Here is a 21659-nt window from a genome sequence, read left to right as displayed (position 1 = left end):
TGAAAACAATGAACCTTCATTAACTTCTACTCAGTATGAGAAAAGTATTATCGGATTAAGATTATATCCATTGGTCTGATTATCCAGAGTCTATTAGATAGCTTTAATGATTATGTGAGCAGGTGGATCGCTTGCATTGTTAATTCATTCCAAGTTATAAAGGGGTTAAAGAAATCCGAGAAATTGGATTCGATAGATGATTTTTAACATATAAGGGAGAAACTCCAGGTAATCTATCATAAATTTAGTACGAATATGACATAATTGAGAAAATAGGTTAACGTATGATGCAGAGCTTCATAATCATCATCCTTCATTGTTAGCATTCCCTCTGCAGAATTAACTACGGAAACATATCATTTCTTTAGATTCTCTTTATAATTTACGTTTATGATAAAAGCGTAAAATTATTTTCAAAGGAGTTTATTATGACAATCCGTAAACGGCTTTTTATCTCGAATACTGCGATGATATTAGTTCCACTAGCCATTATTATTCTAATAATCCTATTAATTAATATTGTGATAGGAGGTCATCAAAAAAGCTGGGGTCCACCACAAGCACAGAATAATGAATTGTTTCAACAACTAATGAGAACGGCATCTCTTGAGGATGATAAACTACTTGATAAGCAATATTTGGCTTCATTACTGCAACGAAAGGAAAGTGAGGAAATAAAATTCGCTGTACGCAAGGGACAAGATCTCCTGTATGGCAGCATGGATTTTTCCAAGGAATTGCCTCCCTTTGGTCGAGAAGGCTATGATCAAGTAGCTTGGCTTGATGGTAATTCATTTGCGATTCGACAACATGATTTTTACTTTGAGGATGGGAGTGAAGGTTCGATATTCCTTTTGGAAAGTGGAGATACCTTTATCCGATATGCCCGAACTTTCTTTCCTTTCATATTAATTAGTTTAATCTTCCTTTTGGTGTTATCCAATGTCCTGCTTTCCTATTTTACATCTAAAAGTATATTGCGACCTATCAATCAGTTATCTGAAGCATCATCAAAAATTAAACAAGATGATTTCGATTTTAGTATTCAGCCAACAAGTAAAGATGAATTGGGAAAATTAGTCCAATCATTTGATGAAATGCGCCAACAACTAAAAGAATCGAAGGCATTAAGGGATCAGTATGAAAATAATCGCAAGGAACTCTTAGCGAATATCTCGCATGACTTAAAAACACCGATGACTTCTATCATTGGTTATGTCGAAGGGATTCAAGTGGGTGTAGCAAATACACCTGAAAAACAAAAACGTTATTTGAACACAATCTATACAAAAGCAAAATATATGAATCGACTAATTAATGAACTGTTTCTTTATTCTAAATTAGATTTGAACAGATTACCATTTTATTTTGAAAATGTTCCAGTTAAGGAATTCATTCAAGATTATCTAGAGGAGGTGGAAAATGACCTAATAGAGAAGGGTGTTCAGTTGTCTTTTGATGCCAATCATATTCATACAAAAGTTCGGCTAGACCGGGATAAGATGGTTCGAGTTTTAGAAAATATTATTAACAATAGTATTAAATACTCCGTGAAACAGTCGTTAAGAATAAATGTCGCTCTGAAGGATCAAGGGCCTAACATGGAAGTGATCATTAAAGATAACGGTCCTGGTGTAAGTGAAGAAGAGCTGAAAAGCATATTTAATCGTTTTTATCAGAGTGAACCTTCTAGACGTCAAGGAGGAAGTGGACTTGGACTTGCTATCGCAGCTCAAATTATTGAAGCGCATGGTGGGCATATTTGGGCAGAAAATGTTCCTAGCGGTGGATTACGTATTCATTTTTCAATAAGGAAATCTAATATAGAATCAGGTGGTAACCATGAGTAAAAAGATATTAATTGTCGAGGATGATCCAAGTATAGCGGAACTAGAGAAAGATTTTCTGGAGATAGAAAATTTTACAGTCGACATTGTATCGGATGGAAAAGATGTATTTGAAACAGTTAAAAATGATCCTTATGATTTACTATTATTAGATGTCATGCTCCCATCAATCGATGGCTTTGCATTATGCAAGAAAATACGCCAAGAATCTAACATCCCCATTTTGATGGTGACAGCCAAATATGAGGATACGGACAAAATACGAGGATTCGGATTAGGGGCGGATGATTTTATTGTGAAACCATTTAGCCCAACCGAATTAGTAGCACGGGTAAAGGCACATTTATCACGATATGACAGATTAGTTCAGTCTGATCAACCAAAGGATGTGATTCGTATTCAAGGATTACACATCAATGCTTCCTCCAGACAAGTTTTTATTGATGGGAAAGAAGTTGAATTAACAACAAAAGAATTCGATTTGTTGACATTATTAGCATCACATCCTAATCAAGTATTTTCTAAAGAACATCTCTTTGAAAGAATATGGGGATTAGATGCGCTTGGTGATTATGCAACTGTAACAGTCCACATTAAAAATATTCGTGAAAAAATCGAAACAGATACCCATAACCCACAATACATCTTGACCGTTTGGGGATCTGGCTATCGGTTTAAAGGATAAAGATAACCACTTTCGATTATGTTGAAAGTGGTTTTCTATATAGTAGAATTCACCTAATTTCTTTAGAAAATCTTTATCATTCATTAAGAAACTTTTTATAGCTTACTGTTACATTAAACAATAAGAATATCAGGAGGTGACAGGTTGAAGATATCTATGACAACAAAGAGGTGGTTGGTAACGATTCATATTCTTTTTGGGGCAATTATGTTCGGCAATACAATTACATTTATCGTGTTGAACATTGCGGCTACAAAAGCGCCAGACATCGACCTAATGCAAAAATATTATGACATCATGTATTTACTTTCTATAACGACGGTCCGAGGATCCACTTTCGCGACAATTATCACCGGTATTCTATTATCCATTTTAACTAAATGGGGTCTATTTAAATTTTACTGGATTATTGCTAAAGAAATTTTATCAGTCATTCTTCTCGGTCTTAATATTTGGGGAATGTACGTTTGGACTAATCGCGCCTTAGACCTAGCACGAATAAATGATATCCAGCCTACAAACCTTTCACATGTACAGATTGACATTTGGATTGGGATAGTGATTCAACTAATTTCGCTTATTTTAATCTATGTTTTATCTGTCTTTAAACCACGGGGGAAATTAAAAAATAAAAGAGGAGTGAATGTGGGATGATGACAACAGTTTAGTGCCTTATGTACGAATCTTTCGAGCCTTGTTTGATAGATAGTTTTATGGTTGGTGCCGTCGCCTTTTTCATGAAAAAATAAAAGAGGAGTGGATTTATATGCATGGATTTTATTTTCATCCATTTGGTTTATTAATGTTTTTATTATTAGTAGGATTGTTAATTGCCGGCATAGTCTCTTGTAAAAGAAAACGTGATAAATATGATTATCGTTTAGAGAATGCCTTGATGATTCTGGACAGCCGTCTTGCAAAAGGCGAGATTTCGATTGATGAATACAACGACATTTTATCCACATTAAATAATGATAAAAAAGGCTTGTAATAACAGTGAAATGGTCGATGAGAAAGGATGAAAAGGGAGGATAGAAATGTTTTGGGGGTATCCCGTCTAGGCGAGTGAATCGTTATGGTGGATTTTTTTTGAACAGATAATTAAGTAGTAGGAAAATTAAAGTGGTAGTGAGTGAGGGATATTTGTGAAAAATCGAAAAAGCTGGTGGTTGCTCGTTATTGTAAGTTTTGGGGTCATTATTCCCTTTGTTGCCCCTTATTTGTTATTTGATTTGGATAATAGTCGTATTGCAGAGACGACTGCTTCTAAGCCATTCATTTTACTATTCGTTCATATTTTGTTTGCATTATTCGCACTTATTACAGGTTTTCTTCAGTTTATCGACCAACTACGTAAAAACAAACCAAAAATCCATCGATATATTGGGAGGCTATATGTTGTTAATGTGCTGGTTAGTGGAATCTTTGCTTTTGTGCTTGTTTATTATATGGAGGATTTCTCAAAATCGGTCTCGTTTCTTGTATTAACCATTTTGTGGCTAGTGACGACTTTTATAGGGTACTATAAAGGTTTCAAAAGGGATTTTAATCAACACCGCCTATGGATGATTCGTAGCTTCGGAATAACGCTAGTTGCTGTAAGTGGTCGTCTATTCGTGCCGGTTTTACTCCTAACCTACTATTCTCTTAATGGGTTCACCCTACCAGGTGGAAGAGATAGGATGATTGAAGAGGTATTAAATGTGAATATTTGGTTAGGAGTTGTTTTAAACCTAGTGATTATGGAATGGATAATTCTAAAAAAAATAGCGATTGGAAATGATCTCAATAAGACTAACACTATAAAAATTTGAAAATGAACAAAGCACATGATCAGTTAAAAAAGTATTTATAAAAAGATTATGGAGAACTTATTTAAACTATCAACTTTAAAAAGAAATAAAACAAACTCCAATTTATCAATTTTTATTTTAAAACTGATAGTAATTTCGGATTTTAGGAAAATGAATCGTAAGTCTCGTGTATTCATGCATTTCTGATTCAACTGAAATTTTGTGGCCTAATTTATTCGCCAATTGTTTAGCAAGATATAAGCCCATTCCAGTGGATTTAGCATCATTTCTTCCAGTAACTCCGGTAAATCCTTTTTCAAATACACGATCGATATCTTCAGGCGCAATACCAATTCCGTTATCTTGAATAACAAGTCGTTTTTCCTTGCTGTCTTCTTCGAATAGAACAGTAATCGTGCCACCCTCATCGGTATACTTTAAAGCATTTGCCAACAGTTGATCAATAATGAACACAAACCACTTTTTATCACTTTGGACAAGCTGTTCTGTGTCATCCATTTCCAAATGAATCCCTTTATTAATAAATAGCTTGGCGTATTTTTTTACACTTTTTTTGATAAGTTGATTGGTATTCACCTCAGATATAAAATAGTCCTTAGAAAATGAATCAATCCGAGAGTAGTAAAGGGCTTGTTCAACGTAATCATCAATTTTATGGAGTTCATCCTCTAATTTATCGATTAGAAAATCTGTTGTCTTATTTTCACTGTTTTCCATTAATAGACGGCTTGCTGCTATCGGGATCTTCACTTCATGAATCCAAGACATAATAAACTCCTGTTGATCGCGTTTTTGATCATATAATGTTTCTAATTGGCTAGCATGCTGCTTATGTTTATTTTTTAATAAGTTTAAGATTAGCTTCTGCTCGTTATTCTGGGCCTCTGGCATCATGGCGATCGTCTCTTCCTGTCTACTTTCAATCAAGTCCTTGATTTCCTGGTAAAACTTCCTTCTATAGAAATATCCAATGGTAATGTACAGGCATGCAATAACTAAGCAGACAATGTTGGTATATACAATTTTGTTAAATGGATTTACTTGATGAAAACCGACAAACATGATCAGCGATATGAAGAACATGATGATCATGTAAAATAGTAGAAAATAACGTTTATCTTTTATATATTCTAAAAAACTCATTGGATGACATACCCCTCGCCTTTTTTGGTGGTAATATAATCCTCTTTACCAAATGCAGCTAATTTTTTGCGTAATCGATTAACGTTTACGGTTAAGGTATTGTCATCTACAAAGCTTTCATCTTTCCAAAGTGTCCGCATGATCTTTTTTCGATGGACGATGTTCCCTTTGTTTTGGATTAGGAGCTTTAAAATAATGAACTCTGTTTTCGTTAGTTCTGCCTTTTCATCTGCACAATACACATCCCAGCTCCTTAAATCCAAGACTATCCCATTATGCTCAAGTACGTGTGATTGTGTATCCGTATACGAATAGGATCTGCGTAGGAGAGCATTCACTTTGGCCATTAATACATCCATATCAAACGGTTTTTGAATAAAGTCATCGCCACCCATATTCATTGCCATAATCATGTCCATTGATGTGTTACGTGATGAAATAAAAATGATAGGTACCTTGGAAACCTCTCTAATTTGGTTACACCAGTAAAATCCATCAAATGAGGGAAGATTAATATCTAATAATAGAAGATTAGGCTTTTCCTTTAAAAATTCCTGTAATACCATATCAAATGCTTCTAATTTAACTACTTCCAATCCCCATTTTTCAATTGTTTCTCCTAGTAAATCTCTGATCATTGGTTCATCTTCTATGATCATAATTTTCATGGAACTCCACCCCAATCTTCCTTCCTTCTATCTAATACTAACGGAATTCATCCATTTTTGCATCGTAGTGACAAAATTGTAAGATTGACAGGAATAACTGTAAGATTAGATAACCAATCGTTATAGTAGAATAAATTTAAGATAAAAAAGGAAACTCTCAAAAGGAGGAGAAATAAATGAAAACAATAGTAGATGCAAAACGTGTGAAGAAGATATATGGAGCAAAGGGAAATGTATTTTCCGCATTGGATGAGATTGATTTAACAGTAAAACAAGGGGAATTTGTAGGAATTATGGGTCCTTCAGGTGCTGGAAAATCTACGCTCTTAAATATATTGGCAACCATTGATGAAGCAACATCTGGTGTTATTACCATTGACGGAACAAATATGATGAACATGGATGAGGAGCAGCTATCCTCCTTTAGGCGCGATAAACTAGGGTTTATTTTTCAGGATTATAACCTTTTAAATACTTTAACCATTAAAGAAAATATTGTCCTTCCACTCGCGTTAGCAAAAATGAACCCGATAGAATTAGAGAATAGAGTGATCACAGTCGCGAATAGATTCGGGATAAGCTCTATTTTAGATAAATACCCCTATCAGGTATCTGGCGGACAAAAACAGCGAACAGCAGCGGCTCGGGCAATTGTTACGAAGCCTAGTCTTATACTGGCAGATGAACCTACAGGTGCATTAGATTCCAAGTCGACAACAGAACTTTTAGAAAGTTTGAAAGAGCTCGTTGAAAATGATCAGGCTACGATTCTAATGGTCACACATGATGCGTACGCAGCGAGCTATTGTGGTCGTGTCCTATTTATTAAAGATGGGCAGCTTTTCACAGAACTAGTAAAAGGAAAGAAATCTCGCAAAGAATATTTCGACAAATTGCTGGATGTATTGTCTGCGCTCGGAGGTGGAGCAAATGACATTATTTAGTTTAGCCGGTAAAAATATGAAAGGGAATTATGGTAATTACCTCGTTTATTTTATTTCGCTTGTTTTCAGCATTGTGATTTATTATACGTTTGTTTCGTTACAGTATAGTGAGAAAATCCAAGACAGCATTGAGCTGTCTGATACGATGAGCTTTATGTTTATGGTATCATCTGTCGTACTCATTCTCTTTGTAGCTGTCTTTATTTTGTATTCGAATTCCTTTTTCACAAGACAAAGGAAAAAAGAAGTTGGCTTGTATTCCATGCTTGGACTACCTAAGAAGACGATTGGGAAAATGCTCTTCTATGAAAATTTAATAATGGGTTTCATCGCATTAGTAATTGGGATTTTGCTCGGAACATTATTATCTAACCTGTTTTCTATGATATTGGTTAATCTAATGGGGTCAGCTGCTGAAATAGACTTCGGTATATCCATTCAAGCAATTATGCAAACGGCTATTGTATTTATGGTAATCATCTTATTTACGTCCTTTCAAGGTTATCGTTTGATTTTTCGTTTTAAATTAATTGAACTATTCCATGCAGAGAAGCAAGGAGAACAGGAACCGAAGTCCTCTCTTGTTTCCACTATAATGGCAGTAATTTTGCTTGTAGGTAGCTACTTGCTCATATTAAGGCAATTCCCTGATGAGCTTACCATTGAATATTTAATGAAAAATTACGGAGTTGCACTAGTTGCGCTAATTATTGGAACCCATTTATTTTTCCACTCTGTGACAGTATTTTTATTAAAATTATCTAAACGAAATAAGTCACATTTATACAAAGGAACAAGGTTAATTGAGACATCCCAGCTGCTACATCGTATTAGAGGAAATGCTCGTACATTTACGGTCATCGCATTATTGAGTGCGGCAACCATTAGCTTCTTCGGTGTCACTTATAGTGGTTACTACAGTAATGAAAAAAATGCGGAAGAAATGGTGCCGTTCAGCTATGTACACTTATCCAAAGGACAGGAGTTTGATGCGAAAGTAAAAAATATTATAGTAAATGATAACGAACATCCGGTCAAAGCAGAGCTGGAAATTCCTATTATAGAAGTAACGGGAGAGCTTTTGTTTCCATTAGATTATGAATGGAATCCGGTGAAAGTTCTCTCTGCCTCTACTTTTAATGAAGTTTCGAAAGCCTTGGATAGAGAGCAAATGGTCACCTTATCAGGAAATCAAGCAGCAGTAATCCGACCAAGATTAACTGAATATACGGAGGAAACCTTTCTGAATAAAGAAATAGCATTAAATTTGCCACAGGGTAAACGAACCTTGGAAATTACTAATATGATAGTAGGCAGTGTTTTACCATTTAATTATCCAGATTTCTATGTCGTGGTTAGCAACGACACATTTGCTGAAGTTGTTAAGCAAAAGGAAGCTTTAATCTACAACGCTTACGAAGTGGAAGATGAAAAAACGACAGAAGCTACATCTAAAAAATTTGAAGAAATAGTTGGGCAAGATTTTCAAGTATCATCATCCTTTTACATGGACTATAAAGAAGGAAAAGAAGGGAACGCATTAATGCTTTTCATCTTGGGATTCCTAGGTCTTGTGTTCTTAGCGGCTACGGGGAGTATCATTTATTTTAAACAACTGACTGAAGCCAATGAAGCCAAGGATAATTATGAGATTCTGCGCAAGCTGGGTGTCAGTAAAAAAGATATTCGAAATTCCATCCGCAAGCAGACATTTTTTGTGTTCGGGTTGCCTTTATTACTAGGGATCTTGCACGGTAGTATTATCTTAAATTTTACTACCAACTTTATCTCAGATCTGATAGGTGCTAGTATTATTGTTCCCATCCTCACAGCCATGATCGCCTTTGTTATGATCTACCTAGGTTATTATGTGTTGACAGTTAATACCTACAATAAAATGGTGAATAAGTAAAAAGAATCGTCCTCTAATATAGGGTACGTTAGCCGAGCAGGCACTTAAATATTGTATATAAATGAGAGTGGGACAAAACTAAATAGAAAGAATGATAATCCGAACAATATTCTAACCTAGCGTAGTCAAAATACGGAGACTCCAGTGGGAACAGCACGAGCTGAAGATCCACTTTGCAAAGTGGTCTTCTTTGCAAAGTTAGCTGAGGCCGTGCCCACGGAAAGCGGAGTATTTTGACGGAGCGATTATGTGCAGAAATCTCAATGTTCGGATTTCCCCATGTTGATTACTCTTTTGTCCCAGGCTCATTCGATTATCTGTTTTGAGGTGACTGCCATATGAAATGCTTTTGTTTTATAAAAGTTACCCACGCAACGCACAGTCCTAGTAAAACAACGATGCTACTAATCCATGGATTGTAGACAGTTGCTCCTATGGAGTTGACAGTAATTCCGCCTAACCCAGCTCCTATCGCTAATCCAAGCTGTGCAATGGAGGAGCTTGCACTAAGCGCCAGATCCGAGGAACGAGGAGCTTGTTGAATAAAATACGTTTGTAATGCTGGTATGGTTATGTTGGCAGCGCCAATCCAAATCGCAGCAACTATTAAAGTGCCATAGATAGTTCCCGTAAATAGTGGCAATAGGATTAAAGCAATGACATGAAAGACTATACTGGAAATGATGGTTTTCACTGTTCCCCATTGATCTGCACCAATACCACCAACCTTTGTGCCAATCAATGCAAATGCCCCAAAAATGAGCATCGCCATACTAATAGCAGATGTATCCAAGTGAACAGTTTCCTGTAAAAAGGGCGCTAGGTAAGTATAGGCAGAGCCATATCCAGTGATTAAGAATAAGAAGATGAGTAATCCTCCTACAATTTTACGGTTCTTTAAAATAGAAAATTGTTCTTTAAGGGGGACAGGCGATCCCCCAGGTAGAGATGGAAGCAAACGGACAAGAGCGATCAAGATCAACAAACTGAGGATAGCTAATAAAGCAAAGACTAATTTCCAACCTAACCATTGACTGATCATAATACCTAAAGGTACGCCTAAAACGAGTGAGGTGCCGAATCCAATGGAAACTGTGCTAACGGCATTCCCCATTTTTTCGGGTGGAACCAATTTTGCAGCAACACTAGTCGCTACGACGATAAATACACCAGCACTTATTCCAAGTAAAACCCTTGATAGTAGAAGGGTTGTAAAATTTGGGCTCCAAGTAGATATCAAATTTCCGAGCATAAACAAACTAAGTGTTCCTAACAGAACTTTTTTTCGATCAAATCGTGAAGTGAGAGTAACTATAATCGGTGTACCAATAGCAAATGCTAAGGAAAATGCACTTACAAGTTGGCCGGCAAGTGCAATGGTAATATGAAAGTGGTCAGCAATCATATGAACAATGCCAGCGACGATCATCTCAGTGGTTCCAATTAAAAATGTGCCTAATGTTAATAGGTATATACTTAACTTGTTCATTATTTAAGTCCCCTTCGAAATATATTTCCTAACATAAGTTATATTCTACGCTTGATAATCAATAAATTAAAATATATATTTATATATATAAATATTCCTTTAAGTATATGAAAGGGGGTTTAGTTCATGGAATTGTTGCAGTTAAAATATTTTCAAAAAGTGGCTAGGATGGAGCATTTAAGTAAAGCGGCCGAAGAACTCCATATCGCTCAGCCTGCATTAAGTAAAACGATTGCTCGGCTAGAAAAGGATTTAGGAGTTCCACTTTTTGACCGCCAAAAGCGCCAAATTAAACTCAATTCGTTTGGTTATACCTTTCTGAAGCAAGTAGATATTGCGCTTTCCGCATTAGAAGAGGGAAAACGTCAAATTGAGGATCAAGCGGGGTTAGAAAGTAGGAGGGCTGTTTTATCCTCAACGGATCATAAGTGTGATGCAATATTAGTGAGCTCATTTTTATCCATCTTTCCCGAGACCAACTTACGCATTAAACAATCTCCTTCAGACGAGGAAAATTTGAAGCTTCTTCAAGATGGAGAGATTGACTTTTTTATCACTTCTGGACCTATAAACCAGAAGGGAATTGAAAAAATTCCTTTTCTTACTGAAGAAATATTTTTGGCTGTTCCACCCAATCATCAACTAGCTAAAAGAAGTGGTATACATTTGAGCGAAGTGGTGGATGAATCTTTCATAAATTTAAAAGCCACTGATCATTTTCGTGAGCTGACCAATCAATTTTGTATGGAAGCTGGTTTTGAACCTAATATTACTTGTGAAGTAGATGAACTTAGGGCGATTGATAGCTTTGTTCAAGCTGGAATTGGCATCGCTTTTATGACGAAAGACGCTATGGAAAAAGACTCTTCCACCATTTTGTTACCAATTGAGCAACCCATTTGTCAGCGTACATTTCATTTAGTATGGATAGAAAATCGCCATTTGTCTGAAGCAGCACGCTCATTTCGTGATTTTCTTATTGAGTATTATGCGGAATAAAGTTGTGTATGATAGATTCATTAGGAAGAAAATCAAGGTGACAGAAATCGTTATGGTGGGGGATTTAGCGGTGCAGGTTAGGCAAAATGTTTTTTTAAGGAAACTGGGGTTTTAATAGAGAAATGAAAAAATTCCTAATTTCATCGCAATTTTTTATAGAAGGAGAGGTTGTAGGTTGATTTATATGTATAAAATTAAATACTATCTACCATTTTTAAATAAACTGGATTTTTTTGGGTGTTATTGATTGCAAATAAAAAAGCTGTTGATTTTAATTAAACCAACAGCTGCTAAACCACATTATTTCTTAATTTTTTTGTAACTAACTTATATATGAGGAATATAATTAGAACTACTATCGAAGCTTTAATAGAATCTCGAAAAATGTTTAAAAAATAATCAGCATAGGGAGTTACCACGGGGGAATAAAATCCGTTAGTGTCTTGTACATTTTCTACTCTTTCTCTGATTAATAACAAAGTCAAAAAACAAACTATAAATGAATAAGTAAATACCTTAATGATGCTTTTTTCCAATTCGATCTCCCCCATTCTATCCATATATACTTCCGATTATTCGAATGAGTTAGTTTTAAGTATCAATTTCATTAGAAAGCACTTAACAAAGAACGTTTAAAAACAAGCAGAATTTATAAATAAATCTTATTTATATTTTCTCCCTATAATTACACATTGTCAAGTTATTCTCTGGCTGGGCCCCTGTGGAGTTATTTTATGCTTCTCTATTTATAAATAGAGTATAGGAAACATGTAAAATAAGGTGATTATATGAAAAAACGGAAAAAATACTTATTAGGTATTGTAGTTGTTTTATTATTAGTATCAGGTTCTTATTATTTTATCAAACGGTACCCCTATATAGCAAAAGAAATTCTTAAAACAATAAAGACTATCCCATATTCTCTCTTTCGTAACGACATTTTCCTTCAACATAATTGATGGCATTGTAACTCATGAATATTCCTCCCATCCTATTTGCTTAAGCAAACTGGAAAGCTTAAACTTTCTTTCTATAGTTAAATAGAGATTAATTTCATAAGCTTTTTCTTCTTTTGGCACGTATTAGTGTACTATTGGAGATCCCTGTTTTGTCTGTTACTTCCTTATATGAGTGATTTTCTAATAATTATAATGCGAGGTCTATTTGTGCTTTTTTATATTTCTTTAGTCTGCCTTCTCGAAAATCATCACGTTGCTTAGCTATAGCTTTTCCTTCTTGCGTGCGTCCCACAATCATATCTCTTTCAAATTCGGCAAAGGCACTCATCACATTTGTGACGACTAAGGTGTCTCCTTTTTTTAGTACCTGAAGCAATTCTTGAAAGGATGGTCGTTCTTTTTTCGTACCAGTAAACTTATCTTGATAAATTTTTTCACTGCCTTCTTTTTTAAGTTGCTGAATCTAACTTTCCAAATCTTGATGCAAGGTTGATACTCTGGCATATCCATATTTCATTTTTGTCTCTCCACCAATAGGGTATATTTTTTCTTTTTTTACTACTAATTCATCTTATAATATGAATATAAGTTATGACACCTTTGGATATGCTGATTTTATCACTTTATTAATAAGTATCAATACCTTAGAGTAATGAGTCATTCATAAATATGAATTGGTTAGAAAATTAAAAAAACAAATAGAAAGTTATGGTAGGATAAAAGAAGATCGTGAAGAAATGTACTTAAACTAACGGGCAGGATGGTTGAAGAACTAATTGGTGGTATATTATTGTTACAGGTTTGATGTTTAAGGGGGAAAAACGAATGAATGAGTAGCGATTTTTGAAAACAATGATTGAAACAGTAAAGCATGATGATGAGTATGACAAAAAGGATGAATTACTTGGTATTTTGAGAAATTCTATAATTACATATCGGAAAACAAGTCAATTTACACGTAAATCATATCAGTGTTGGGAGTATATAGACTTAAGAGTACCTGTACCTATGTTAAAAGTTGCAAGAAACTTGCAGGGCCAGTTTGAAAAGTTAGCATCAGATATATATATCGAAACGCCCGAATATGATTTTGGAGGACTAAATATAAAACCAAAGCCAGTAGAACTCGAAGTTGAAGAAAATATTGAACATGATGTTGTCTTTAATGAAATAAAAGATACAATCATCCAAGGTATCCGAAATGCAAAATATACAATTTGGATTGCTGTCGCTTGGTTTACTGATAATGAGATATTTGAGGAATTGGTATTACGTAAAAAAGCAGGTGTAAATGTACGTATCATTACTTCGAATGAAGATTCAAATAGATATTTGATGAGTAAATTAGAAAGTAATTTTGAGGTTAAGAAAGTACAATTGAGAGGTGAACGTTTGTCCAATAGACTTCATGATAAGTTTTGTATAATTGATTTGGAGTATGTAATGCATGGTTCATATAACTGGAGTAAAAATGCACGAAATAATGATGAAACTTGGGCAACTGCACTTGACAGGGATTTTGTAAGGAAATTTGCAGATGAATTCATAAGGTTATTTGTTAAAAACTAAAACACTCCCTTTATTCTAGTAAAGGGTGCTTATCTGGAACAAACAAAAAACGTTATTTTACTATTTGGCAGTAATGTTGGGTAATCAAGGGGGAGTGAAATGGAATACTCTATAAGATTGGCTAATGAAACAGACTTATCTGGTTTATGCAAAATTAGAAACAGTAAAGATTTATTTGCGAAATATTTAATGCAAAATGCGAAAAAGGAAGCATACTTAGCAATCGCTGAACAAGACTCGCTTATATTTGGCTTTGGAGTTCTTAAATTAAATGGTATCATTCTTCCTAAATTAAGTGACCTTTATGTAAAAGAAGATTATCGAGGTAATGGAATAGGTTCAGGATTAATATCGTATCGAGAAAAACTTGCAAAGGATTTGGGTTATTCTGAGATATTTGTAAGTGTTGACCCAATAGAAAATCCCAAAATGATAAAATTAATTGGTAAACACGAGTACGAACCAATTTCAGAACCGTATTTGAAAAAAGCCATTTTTTATAATGATGATGGTACTACTTATAACAAAACTTATACAAGAATTGATTTAAGGAAGTTGTTGAACTAACGGGAGCAATAGTTGAACAGTAGATCATAAGACATCGATGTTCTTATTTTTTGAGAAAATATGTTGGAATTTTATATTAATATTGAGGTGCAAGGCTTTTGTGCTAACGGAGCAGGATAGTGAAACAAATTCATTCACTAGTCACCAAAAATTAGAGGGTTGAATAAATACAAATCAATATATTAGGGGGGATTGTTATAGCTATTTACTTAGTGCGTCACGGCAAAGATGAGGATGGATTCCGTGGTGGTTGGAGTCAAAGAGGACTGATTGAAAAAGGAATACAGCAATCGAAAAAGTTAGGAAGTTATTTGAGGAGTAATAAGGATTTTAATATAAGTCGAATTATATCCAGTGATTTACGAAGAGCATTGGAGACATCTAGATATATTGCTGAAAGTCTTCAATTACCTATTGAAGAATCCAAATGCTGGCGAGAAACAAATAATGGTGTCTTAGCTGGAATGTCAAATGCCGAAGCGAATGAAAAGTATCCCGGATTGTACTTTAATAGTCTAAGAATGGATGAGAGATACCCTGGGGGAGAAAGTCCAATTGAAAACTTTGCTCGAATAAAGAAGGCTCTTGAAAGTGAATTCGCAAACCAAATTGAAGGTAATCACCAAGAAAATGTCATAATTGTAACTCACGGTGGGGTTATAAATATTATTTATCACATTCTGAAAGGAAAAGAATGGTCAAATAAAAACAAACCATTTCCAACATTGAGTACAAGCGTTCATAAAGTAGAATTCATTAAAGATAATTGGAAACTTACTCAAGAAAATTTAGTTAATCACCTACTTTAGTTTCTTCAACTAAAGGGATGCTTTAGTGAAAGAAGAAGTCGATTTATCAATTTGGAAATCGGCTTTATTTATGTCTTGAAAACTACAACAGTTCTACTTGGTGTCACAACTCTTGAGTTATGACACTGTTTTTTTAAACAAATTGTCCTTTTTCTTTATATGTTAATTCTATCTTTTTTACTTTTTTTCAATTATTAGGAAGTGATTTCCTAATAATTGTAGAAGTTAGAGATATATTATAATTTAAAAGTATACCATTGAAGGAAGGGATGACGAATATTGAATAATAATAAGGCTCTGGAATTTATAAAGGAATTGGAAAAGCATCGAAATGAACAAGATATAGTGAAAATGAAGCGTTTTTTTAAGAGCTCTGATCCTGAAACATTATGTATGGGACTTAATATGCGCACAGTTTTTCAGATTGCGAAAGAATTCATCGATATGCCCTTATCTGAGATTGAGAAGGTACTAGAAAGTCCTTATTATGAAGTTAGGATGGGGGCTGTTAGCATTATGGATTATCAGGCGAAGAAAAAGAAAATCTCTGAGGAGAAAAGAAAGTCCTTGTTTGACCTTTATCTTCGCAGACATGACCGTATCAATAATTGGGATTTTGTAGATCGATCAGCACCTGCTGTAATTGGTATGTATTTATTGGATAAACCAAAAGACATTCTATATACTTTAGCCCGGTCGAGTAATATGTGGGAGCGCAGAACGTCGATTGTCTGTACACATGCATTTATTAAAAAAGGAGAAATTGACCATACCTTTCAAATTGCTGAACTATTGCTCAATGATCCCGAAGAGCTTATTCAAAAGGCTGTAGGTAGCTGGATTCGAGAAGCCGGTAAGCAGGATGAACCAGCGTTGAAACGGTTTCTGAACGAACATGGATCTACTATGTCCAGAGTTACATTGAGATATGCCATTGAAAAGTTCGACAAGGAGACACGGAAATTTTATTTGTCCATGGGTAAGTGAACAAGGCTATATCAAAGCTAGTTATTTCTTTTTAAATTTTTGTAAAAATATTAATTTTTCAGATATATTTGGGTTTTCCTGATAAGAACCAACCTTACATTTATGAATTTTGTAATGAAGTAGGGCATTGATTTGCCTGTAGCATTACTAGCAATTACCCGAGCTTTTTGAAGATAATTTTCAAAAAATTTAACCTGGGTATAGTGATTAATAAGAGGAGTTACACTTGAAACATTGTCTCTCCTCTTTCTCTTCATAATTTTGCCCTTTTATCTTACATAACCCCCTCTATTTTAGCCAAAGACTTTCATTACCATAGTATTGATCTAATTTTCCACTAAACCACCGCCCATTTAATACTTCGCGAATTATCCGCTCTTTTGCTTGTTCTGGAATGGAGGTATCTTGATCCATTTCAGCTAGAATCTTGTCATAATCTAGTCGTTCTTCAGACATCTCAGCAATGACATTTTGTTTATCTGCTGTTAACACTAGATCAGATGGTCCTTCATTAGCAGACTTCCAAACCTTCCATTCTGTTAATCCTGTTCCATTTGGATCTCCACTATGAATAAAGTTAGCAATATATGCTTTAAACTGATCGCTTAATTTCTGGGCCCCTTCTAATTGGTAATCTTCCTGAAACATTGGGAGCATTGTCGTATTATTCGTATCAAGTAAAGGTACAAAAACACCATGGAAGGAACGATATTCTTTTAGCCCAGGTGTGATGGACTCCTCATCACCAAATGGAAGTTTTAATGTATAGATTGGCGCGTTATAGTGATCAATTAACCTTGTTGCAGATTCCTGTGTGTTAAATAAGCCATACAATAAACTGCCATATTTCAAAACAAATTCTAATTCTGCCTGTTTTTCTTCATCTGTATGTTCATTACCTTCTAAGCTCGTTGTAAAGTATGGATCTTCCATTGCAAACATAGAGAACTCCGAAGTACCGGTTGTCATTATGAGTGGCACTTCAATAAATGTAGTAGTATCGAATTGTTCTTTTGGAAGCACCACCCCATCACTATACAGATGTGGGAAGGTGCTCATTCTTATGGCGGCTCCGCTCATTAATTCACTAAGACGTTCTGCAGATAAGCTGTAGAGATACTCTTTTACCTCTTCATGACCTGTTTGTAACCATTTATATGCTTCTTCTTCTGTTTCCTTCTTACCATCTTCAACAACTAAAGGCGCTATTGCGTTTGCAAATACTTTTCGGCTATCTTCTGGATCGGCCATTGTCATTCCACCACTAAAGACCATTGCTTTATGGAATTTGTTTTCAAAAAGTGGTGATGTAAGCATTGTCATTACATTTCTTCCGCCAGCCGAAAAGCCTGCCACTGTTACATTAGCTGGGTCCCCACCAAAGCCTTCGATATTTTCATTGATCCAATCCAGTGACTTCGCTATATCAAGTAAGGTATAATTTCCGGAATCTTCTAACTTATTTCCAGTATTTAATGCCACTAGTGGATTAAAGCCTAATGGCCCTAGACGATAATTAATGGAAACATAGATCACATCTAAATCGTTTACAAAAGCTTCCCCAGTAATTTCATCTGATTGTCCTGTTTGGTTATTTCCGCCATGAATAAAGACAAGCACAGGCAGATTCTCTTTATCTGTCTTTGGACGGTAAATATCTAAATATAAACAATCCTCACTTCCAATTACGCCATCTGCTGAAGATTGAATGCAAACATCTCCAGGTTCTTTTGTGATAAAAGGTTGATCCAATGGTTCAAGATTTTGAGGCTCTTTCCATCTTAAATCTCCAACGGGTGGTTTTGCATATGGTATACCCTTCCACACGAGTGTGGCGCCTTTCTCATCCAAGTATTCTGGCACCTCCCTATACTTTTGCTTCCTGAACGGTTTCTTGTACATATGTAGAAACAACTTATGAACTGGTCTTATGCTTAAATGTGTACACTGTTTCTGACAGCTCATTTTCACTATACCATTACTGTGAAGATGATAATACTATGATTCTTTTCATACATTGTACCCCTTTTTCTTGTAAAAAAATAAATGACATCCTATTTGATACGAATCTGGACTAATGGGTAATAAAAAAACCTAAATCTATAGAAAGATCACGATTTAGGTTTTGTCTGCTAATTCAGTAAACATATTATACTTATATATAGGAAAGCGATTTCAATAGTCTTTGAGGTAGACATATCCATGGATATTAGTTGTTATTTGGTGTGATCTAGCGATGGCACTGGGTTTTCGGGTGGAGACAGTCTTTCATAACCATCCCCTTTATTGTTAGCATCTAAAGGGAAACTTTATCATTTCTTTAAACTCTTTTTATAAATATATGTTTATGATAAAAGCGTATAACCTATTTTCAAAGGAGTTTTTTAAAAACAAAACCAACAAAACCCGCCACCCATCCAGAGAGGCGAGTCCCACTTATTCCTATCTATCTCTCAAAATTCACATCCATCACATCATCCAAATAAACCGAAGTCTCTTTAGGCTTTGTTTCAGCTAGCTTCACCCCATTATGATAAGACGCTAATACTTCCGCTTGCTTGCGGATGGCGTCATAGCGATTGCTTGCATTTAAAATAATAAAGCTAGCGGGCTTGCCTACCTCAATACCGTACTTATCCTGAATGTTTAGTGTGATCGCACTATTTTCTGTAATAAAATCAAATGAATCCTTGATTTGATGATAACCCATTAATTGTGTCACATGGATTCCCATATGTAGCACTTGTAGCATATTCCCTGTTCCTAGTGGGTACCAAGGATCGAAAATATCATCATGACCAAAGCTTACATTAATTCCAGCTTCAGATAGTTCTTTCACACGTGTAATCCCGCGACGTTTTGGGTAATCATCGAAACGTCCTTGTAAATGAATATTTACAAGTGGATTTGCGACGAAATTCATATTCGATAATCGGAGAAGCTTCATTAGCTTCGAAACATATGCACCATTATAGGAATGCATGGCTGTTGTATGACTTGCTGTTACTTTATTACCAAGTCCACGTTTATACGATTCTGCTGCTACTACCTCAACAAAGCGGGATTGTTCATCATCAATTTCATCACAATGAATATCGACAAGACGATCATATTTTTCCGCTAAATCAAAAGCGATTTTCATTGATTCCACACCATCTTCGCGTGTGAATTCGAAATGCGGGATACCTCCAACAACATCTGCACCCATTTTTAAGGCTTCTTCGACTAACTTTGCACCATTCGGAAAGGCTAAATACCCATCTTGCGGGAATGCAACTAATTGAAGGTCAACATATTCCTTCATCTCTTCTTTTATTTCAAGCAATGCTTTTAATGCAGTTAGTGAAGGATCACATACATCTACATGTGTACGAATATGCTGAATCCCTTGGGCAATTTGCCATTTTATTGCTGTTGTGGCGCGTTTTTTCACATCTTCTATTGATAATGACTTTTTACGCTCTGCCCATGTTGCAATTCCTTCAAATAATGTTCCACTTTCATTCCACTTCGGCTCGCCCGCAGTTAATGTCGTGTCTAAATGAATATGTGGTTCAATAAAGGGTGCACTCACTAGTTTGCCTTTTACATCTAGTGCACCTTCTACTGGCTTCGCTTGTTCCAATTTTGAAAAAATGCCATTTTCGATATGAATATTCCAAAGTCCCTCACGTTTTGGTAATGCTGCATTTTGAATAATCATCTATTATGCTCCCTTTCCTACTTCCACCTTTTTTTCTGCACTTCTAACTTTTTCTGTAACTAAAGTTAATCCGACAAAAATAATGACTGCACTAATAATACCATTAAGTGGCGGGATGCCTGGTAGTAATTGTGCTGCTGCAAATCCCCCTACCCATGCAATAATTGCTGGCCAGCGGATGGCTTGAAATGTCATAGTTTCTAATGATTCGTAGTGGCCTTTTCTAATAATGAAATAGTCTGCTAATAAGATGGCACCAATTGGTGGTAATGCACCACCTAATAAAGTTAACCATCCAACAAAATTATTGTATAACCACATGGCAAAGATTGTCCCGATAATACCATTGAAAATAACTAATTTGCTTTTTTTGATCTTTGTAATGTTCGAAAAACCTAATCCGGATGCGTATAATGCATTATCATTGGTTGTCCAAATATTTAATCCAAGCACAATAATCGCTGGTATAATTAAGCCTTGTACAAACATAACTTCTGAAATATCACCAAATCCTGTTGAAATGGCACCAACTGCACCGAATAAGAACATTAACGAGTTACCAATAAAGAAAGCAATTAATGTCGTAATTACTGCGGTTTTCTTCGTTTTAGCAAAGCGTACGAAGTCTGGTGTTAAGGTACCAGCACTAGCAAATGAACCAACACAAATCGTTAACGCTGCAGCAAGACCCATCGTTGCTTCTGGTTGATAAGCAAATAACTCTGCCATGCCGCCCAATTCGTCAATCGCCATTCCTACAGAAATACTACCTAAAATCGTGATTGCTGGTACGGCGATAAAGCTCAAAATCGCCAATGCTTTCATTCCAAAGAAAGCAGATGCTGTCATTACAATACCTGATACAATGATTAATGGCAACATATCGATTCCAGTTACTTTGTTTACTGGTACAGCGAACATCGCTAAACCGACACCGAACCAACCTACTTGTGTTGCACCTAATAAGAAAGAAGCTAAATAAGATCCTTTTTCACCAAATGAGTATCTTGCAAGTAAATGTGTAGATAAACCTGTTTTTGCTGCGATATAGGCAAGTCCACTTGTGTAAATACCAAGAATTAAATTTCCTAATAACACCATCCAAATAAACTGTTGCATCGTTAATCCAAGACCTAATGTCCCTCCAGAAAGCATACTTGCTGAGAAAAAGGTTAGTCCTAACATTACAACAAACATTTTAAAAAACCCTGCTCGTTGAGATCGTGGTACAGCTTGTAATGAAAATTCTTTATCCATTCTAAATTCCTCCTTGTCTCGTTACTGGTACCGAGCCGAGCAGGTAATGTTCCAATAAAAAAAGCTTCCTGCCCGGCTGACAAGAAGCTTCCAGAATTAGATACAAATGTCCCATTACATTTGTATCCTATTTCGAAATCCGATGTCCTTGTCAGCCTCACGGGACTGAATTAAAGGTACCAATATTTAATTGGTGTTATTATCTCAGTATAGAATTGATTTGTCAATGTTATGAAATGGTACAAATGGATAATTAACCCTACCTATCCCTTTTATACTCCTATAATGGCATCATTTGCTATAGATC

At 35.4% G+C, this 21659-nt stretch carries 18 protein-coding genes and 1 pseudogene; 12 read left to right on the top strand and 7 right to left on the bottom strand.

What is annotated here, in order from left to right; translation table 11 throughout:
* The first annotated feature begins 428 nt into the window (after positions 1-428).
* From ACZ5R4_RS12495 to ACZ5R4_RS12475, 5 genes are all read left to right on the top strand, one after another.
* Positions 429-1850 (top strand): sensor histidine kinase, encoded by a 1422-nt coding sequence (locus ACZ5R4_RS12495; RefSeq protein ID WP_464367405.1) that lies wholly within the window; start codon positions 429-431, stop codon positions 1848-1850.
* The gene (locus ACZ5R4_RS12490) at positions 1843-2532 is read left to right on the top strand and encodes a response regulator transcription factor (protein WP_464367404.1); all 690 of its coding nucleotides are present in this window, start codon (positions 1843-1845) and stop codon (positions 2530-2532) included. Before ACZ5R4_RS12495 ends, ACZ5R4_RS12490 begins: the two co-directional genes overlap by 8 nt.
* A gap of 144 nt (positions 2533-2676) precedes the next feature.
* Entirely contained in the window at positions 2677-3186 is a 510-nt protein-coding gene (locus tag ACZ5R4_RS12485) for a hypothetical protein (RefSeq protein ID WP_464367403.1), read from the top strand.
* Between the two features lie 112 nt (positions 3187-3298).
* Positions 3299-3523 carry an SHOCT domain-containing protein gene (locus ACZ5R4_RS12480; RefSeq protein WP_054861333.1) on the top strand — a complete coding sequence of 75 codons (225 nt, stop codon included), beginning with the start codon at positions 3299-3301 and terminating at the stop codon, positions 3521-3523.
* A 154-nt stretch (positions 3524-3677) separates the two neighbouring features.
* Positions 3678-4346 (top strand): DUF2306 domain-containing protein, encoded by a 669-nt coding sequence (locus ACZ5R4_RS12475; protein WP_464367402.1) that lies wholly within the window; start codon positions 3678-3680, stop codon positions 4344-4346.
* A gap of 117 nt (positions 4347-4463) precedes the next feature.
* Here the strand turns inward: ACZ5R4_RS12475 and ACZ5R4_RS12470 are convergent, their stop codons facing one another.
* Positions 4464-5489, bottom strand: a complete 1026-nt coding sequence (locus ACZ5R4_RS12470) for a sensor histidine kinase (RefSeq protein WP_464367401.1) — start codon at positions 5487-5489, stop codon at positions 4464-4466.
* A complete protein-coding gene (locus ACZ5R4_RS12465; RefSeq protein ID WP_277679045.1) occupies positions 5486-6157 on the bottom strand; it encodes a response regulator transcription factor in 672 nt (223 codons plus the stop codon). Before ACZ5R4_RS12465 ends, ACZ5R4_RS12470 begins: the two co-directional genes overlap by 4 nt.
* Positions 6158-6333: 176 nt before the next feature.
* Between ACZ5R4_RS12465 and ACZ5R4_RS12460 the strand changes: the two genes are divergently transcribed.
* On the top strand, positions 6334-7101 hold the full coding sequence (locus ACZ5R4_RS12460; protein WP_054788780.1) for an ATP-binding cassette domain-containing protein: 768 nt from the start codon (positions 6334-6336) through the stop codon (positions 7099-7101).
* The gene (locus ACZ5R4_RS12455) at positions 7088-9013 is read left to right on the top strand and encodes an ABC transporter permease (RefSeq protein ID WP_464367400.1); all 1926 of its coding nucleotides are present in this window, start codon (positions 7088-7090) and stop codon (positions 9011-9013) included. Before ACZ5R4_RS12460 ends, ACZ5R4_RS12455 begins: the two co-directional genes overlap by 14 nt.
* A gap of 313 nt (positions 9014-9326) precedes the next feature.
* Here the strand turns inward: ACZ5R4_RS12455 and ACZ5R4_RS12450 are convergent, their stop codons facing one another.
* Positions 9327-10502: an MFS transporter gene (locus tag ACZ5R4_RS12450; protein WP_464367399.1), complete on the bottom strand. Its 1176-nt coding sequence runs from the start codon at positions 10500-10502 to the stop codon at positions 9327-9329.
* Positions 10503-10628: 126 nt separating this feature from the next.
* Between ACZ5R4_RS12450 and ACZ5R4_RS12445 the strand changes: the two genes are divergently transcribed.
* Complete coding sequence (locus tag ACZ5R4_RS12445; protein WP_054859974.1) at positions 10629-11501, top strand: LysR substrate-binding domain-containing protein; 873 nt, start codon at positions 10629-10631, stop codon at positions 11499-11501.
* A gap of 1053 nt (positions 11502-12554) precedes the next feature.
* Here ACZ5R4_RS12445 and ACZ5R4_RS12440 read toward each other — a convergent pair.
* A pseudogene (locus ACZ5R4_RS12440) lies at positions 12555-12923 on the bottom strand (recombinase family protein).
* Positions 12924-13312: 389 nt separating this feature from the next.
* On the opposite strand from ACZ5R4_RS12440, the gene ACZ5R4_RS12435 reads away from it, so the two are divergent.
* The 4 genes from ACZ5R4_RS12435 to ACZ5R4_RS12420 all read left to right on the top strand — a co-directional run bounded on the left by ACZ5R4_RS12435 (position 13313) and on the right by ACZ5R4_RS12420 (position 16392).
* Positions 13313-14029 carry a phospholipase D-like domain-containing protein gene (locus ACZ5R4_RS12435; RefSeq protein WP_347834790.1) on the top strand — a complete coding sequence of 239 codons (717 nt, stop codon included), beginning with the start codon at positions 13313-13315 and terminating at the stop codon, positions 14027-14029.
* Between the two features lie 117 nt (positions 14030-14146).
* Positions 14147-14596 (top strand): GNAT family N-acetyltransferase, encoded by a 450-nt coding sequence (locus tag ACZ5R4_RS12430; protein ID WP_464367398.1) that lies wholly within the window; start codon positions 14147-14149, stop codon positions 14594-14596.
* Positions 14597-14808: 212 nt separating this feature from the next.
* Positions 14809-15405, top strand: a complete 597-nt coding sequence (locus ACZ5R4_RS12425) for a histidine phosphatase family protein (RefSeq protein WP_464367397.1) — start codon at positions 14809-14811, stop codon at positions 15403-15405.
* Between the two features lie 279 nt (positions 15406-15684).
* Entirely contained in the window at positions 15685-16392 is a 708-nt protein-coding gene (locus tag ACZ5R4_RS12420) for a DNA alkylation repair protein (RefSeq protein WP_464367396.1), read from the top strand.
* A gap of 288 nt (positions 16393-16680) precedes the next feature.
* Here the strand turns inward: ACZ5R4_RS12420 and ACZ5R4_RS12415 are convergent, their stop codons facing one another.
* The 3 genes from ACZ5R4_RS12415 to codB form a co-directional block, all read right to left on the bottom strand.
* Entirely contained in the window at positions 16681-18243 is a 1563-nt protein-coding gene (locus ACZ5R4_RS12415; protein WP_464367395.1) for a carboxylesterase family protein, read from the bottom strand.
* Positions 18244-18838: 595 nt separating this feature from the next.
* Entirely contained in the window at positions 18839-20095 is a 1257-nt protein-coding gene (codA, locus tag ACZ5R4_RS12410; RefSeq protein WP_054859979.1) for a cytosine deaminase, read from the bottom strand.
* 3 nt (positions 20096-20098) lie between these two features.
* A complete protein-coding gene (gene codB, locus ACZ5R4_RS12405; protein WP_464367394.1) occupies positions 20099-21352 on the bottom strand; it encodes a cytosine permease in 1254 nt (417 codons plus the stop codon).
* Between the last annotated feature and the right edge of the window lie 307 nt (positions 21353-21659).

Source organism: Gracilibacillus sp. JCM 18860 (assembly GCF_055395245.1).
Note: the sequence above shows the minus strand (reverse complement) of the source record. Positions and strands in the feature narration are given on the sequence as shown.

What these genes read in the sequence shown, in the direction of transcription:
- codA (WP_054859979.1), bottom strand. Translation starts at nt 20,095, where the DNA reads ATGATTATTCAAAATGCAGCATTACCAAAACGTGAGGGACTTTGGAAT.
- ACZ5R4_RS12450 (WP_464367399.1), bottom strand. Translation starts at nt 10,502, where the DNA reads ATGAACAAGTTAAGTATATACCTATTAACATTAGGCACATTTTTAATT.
- ACZ5R4_RS12465 (WP_277679045.1), bottom strand. Translation starts at nt 6,157, where the DNA reads ATGAAAATTATGATCATAGAAGATGAACCAATGATCAGAGATTTACTA.
- ACZ5R4_RS12480 (WP_054861333.1), top strand. Translation starts at nt 3,299, where the DNA reads ATGCATGGATTTTATTTTCATCCATTTGGTTTATTAATGTTTTTATTA.
- codB (WP_464367394.1), bottom strand. Translation starts at nt 21,352, where the DNA reads ATGGATAAAGAATTTTCATTACAAGCTGTACCACGATCTCAACGAGCA.
- ACZ5R4_RS12435 (WP_347834790.1), top strand. Translation starts at nt 13,313, where the DNA reads ATGATTGAAACAGTAAAGCATGATGATGAGTATGACAAAAAGGATGAA.
- ACZ5R4_RS12495 (WP_464367405.1), top strand. Translation starts at nt 429, where the DNA reads ATGACAATCCGTAAACGGCTTTTTATCTCGAATACTGCGATGATATTA.
- ACZ5R4_RS12490 (WP_464367404.1), top strand. Translation starts at nt 1,843, where the DNA reads ATGAGTAAAAAGATATTAATTGTCGAGGATGATCCAAGTATAGCGGAA.
- ACZ5R4_RS12445 (WP_054859974.1), top strand. Translation starts at nt 10,629, where the DNA reads ATGGAATTGTTGCAGTTAAAATATTTTCAAAAAGTGGCTAGGATGGAG.
- ACZ5R4_RS12460 (WP_054788780.1), top strand. Translation starts at nt 6,334, where the DNA reads ATGAAAACAATAGTAGATGCAAAACGTGTGAAGAAGATATATGGAGCA.
- ACZ5R4_RS12455 (WP_464367400.1), top strand. Translation starts at nt 7,088, where the DNA reads ATGACATTATTTAGTTTAGCCGGTAAAAATATGAAAGGGAATTATGGT.
- ACZ5R4_RS12470 (WP_464367401.1), bottom strand. Translation starts at nt 5,489, where the DNA reads ATGAGTTTTTTAGAATATATAAAAGATAAACGTTATTTTCTACTATTT.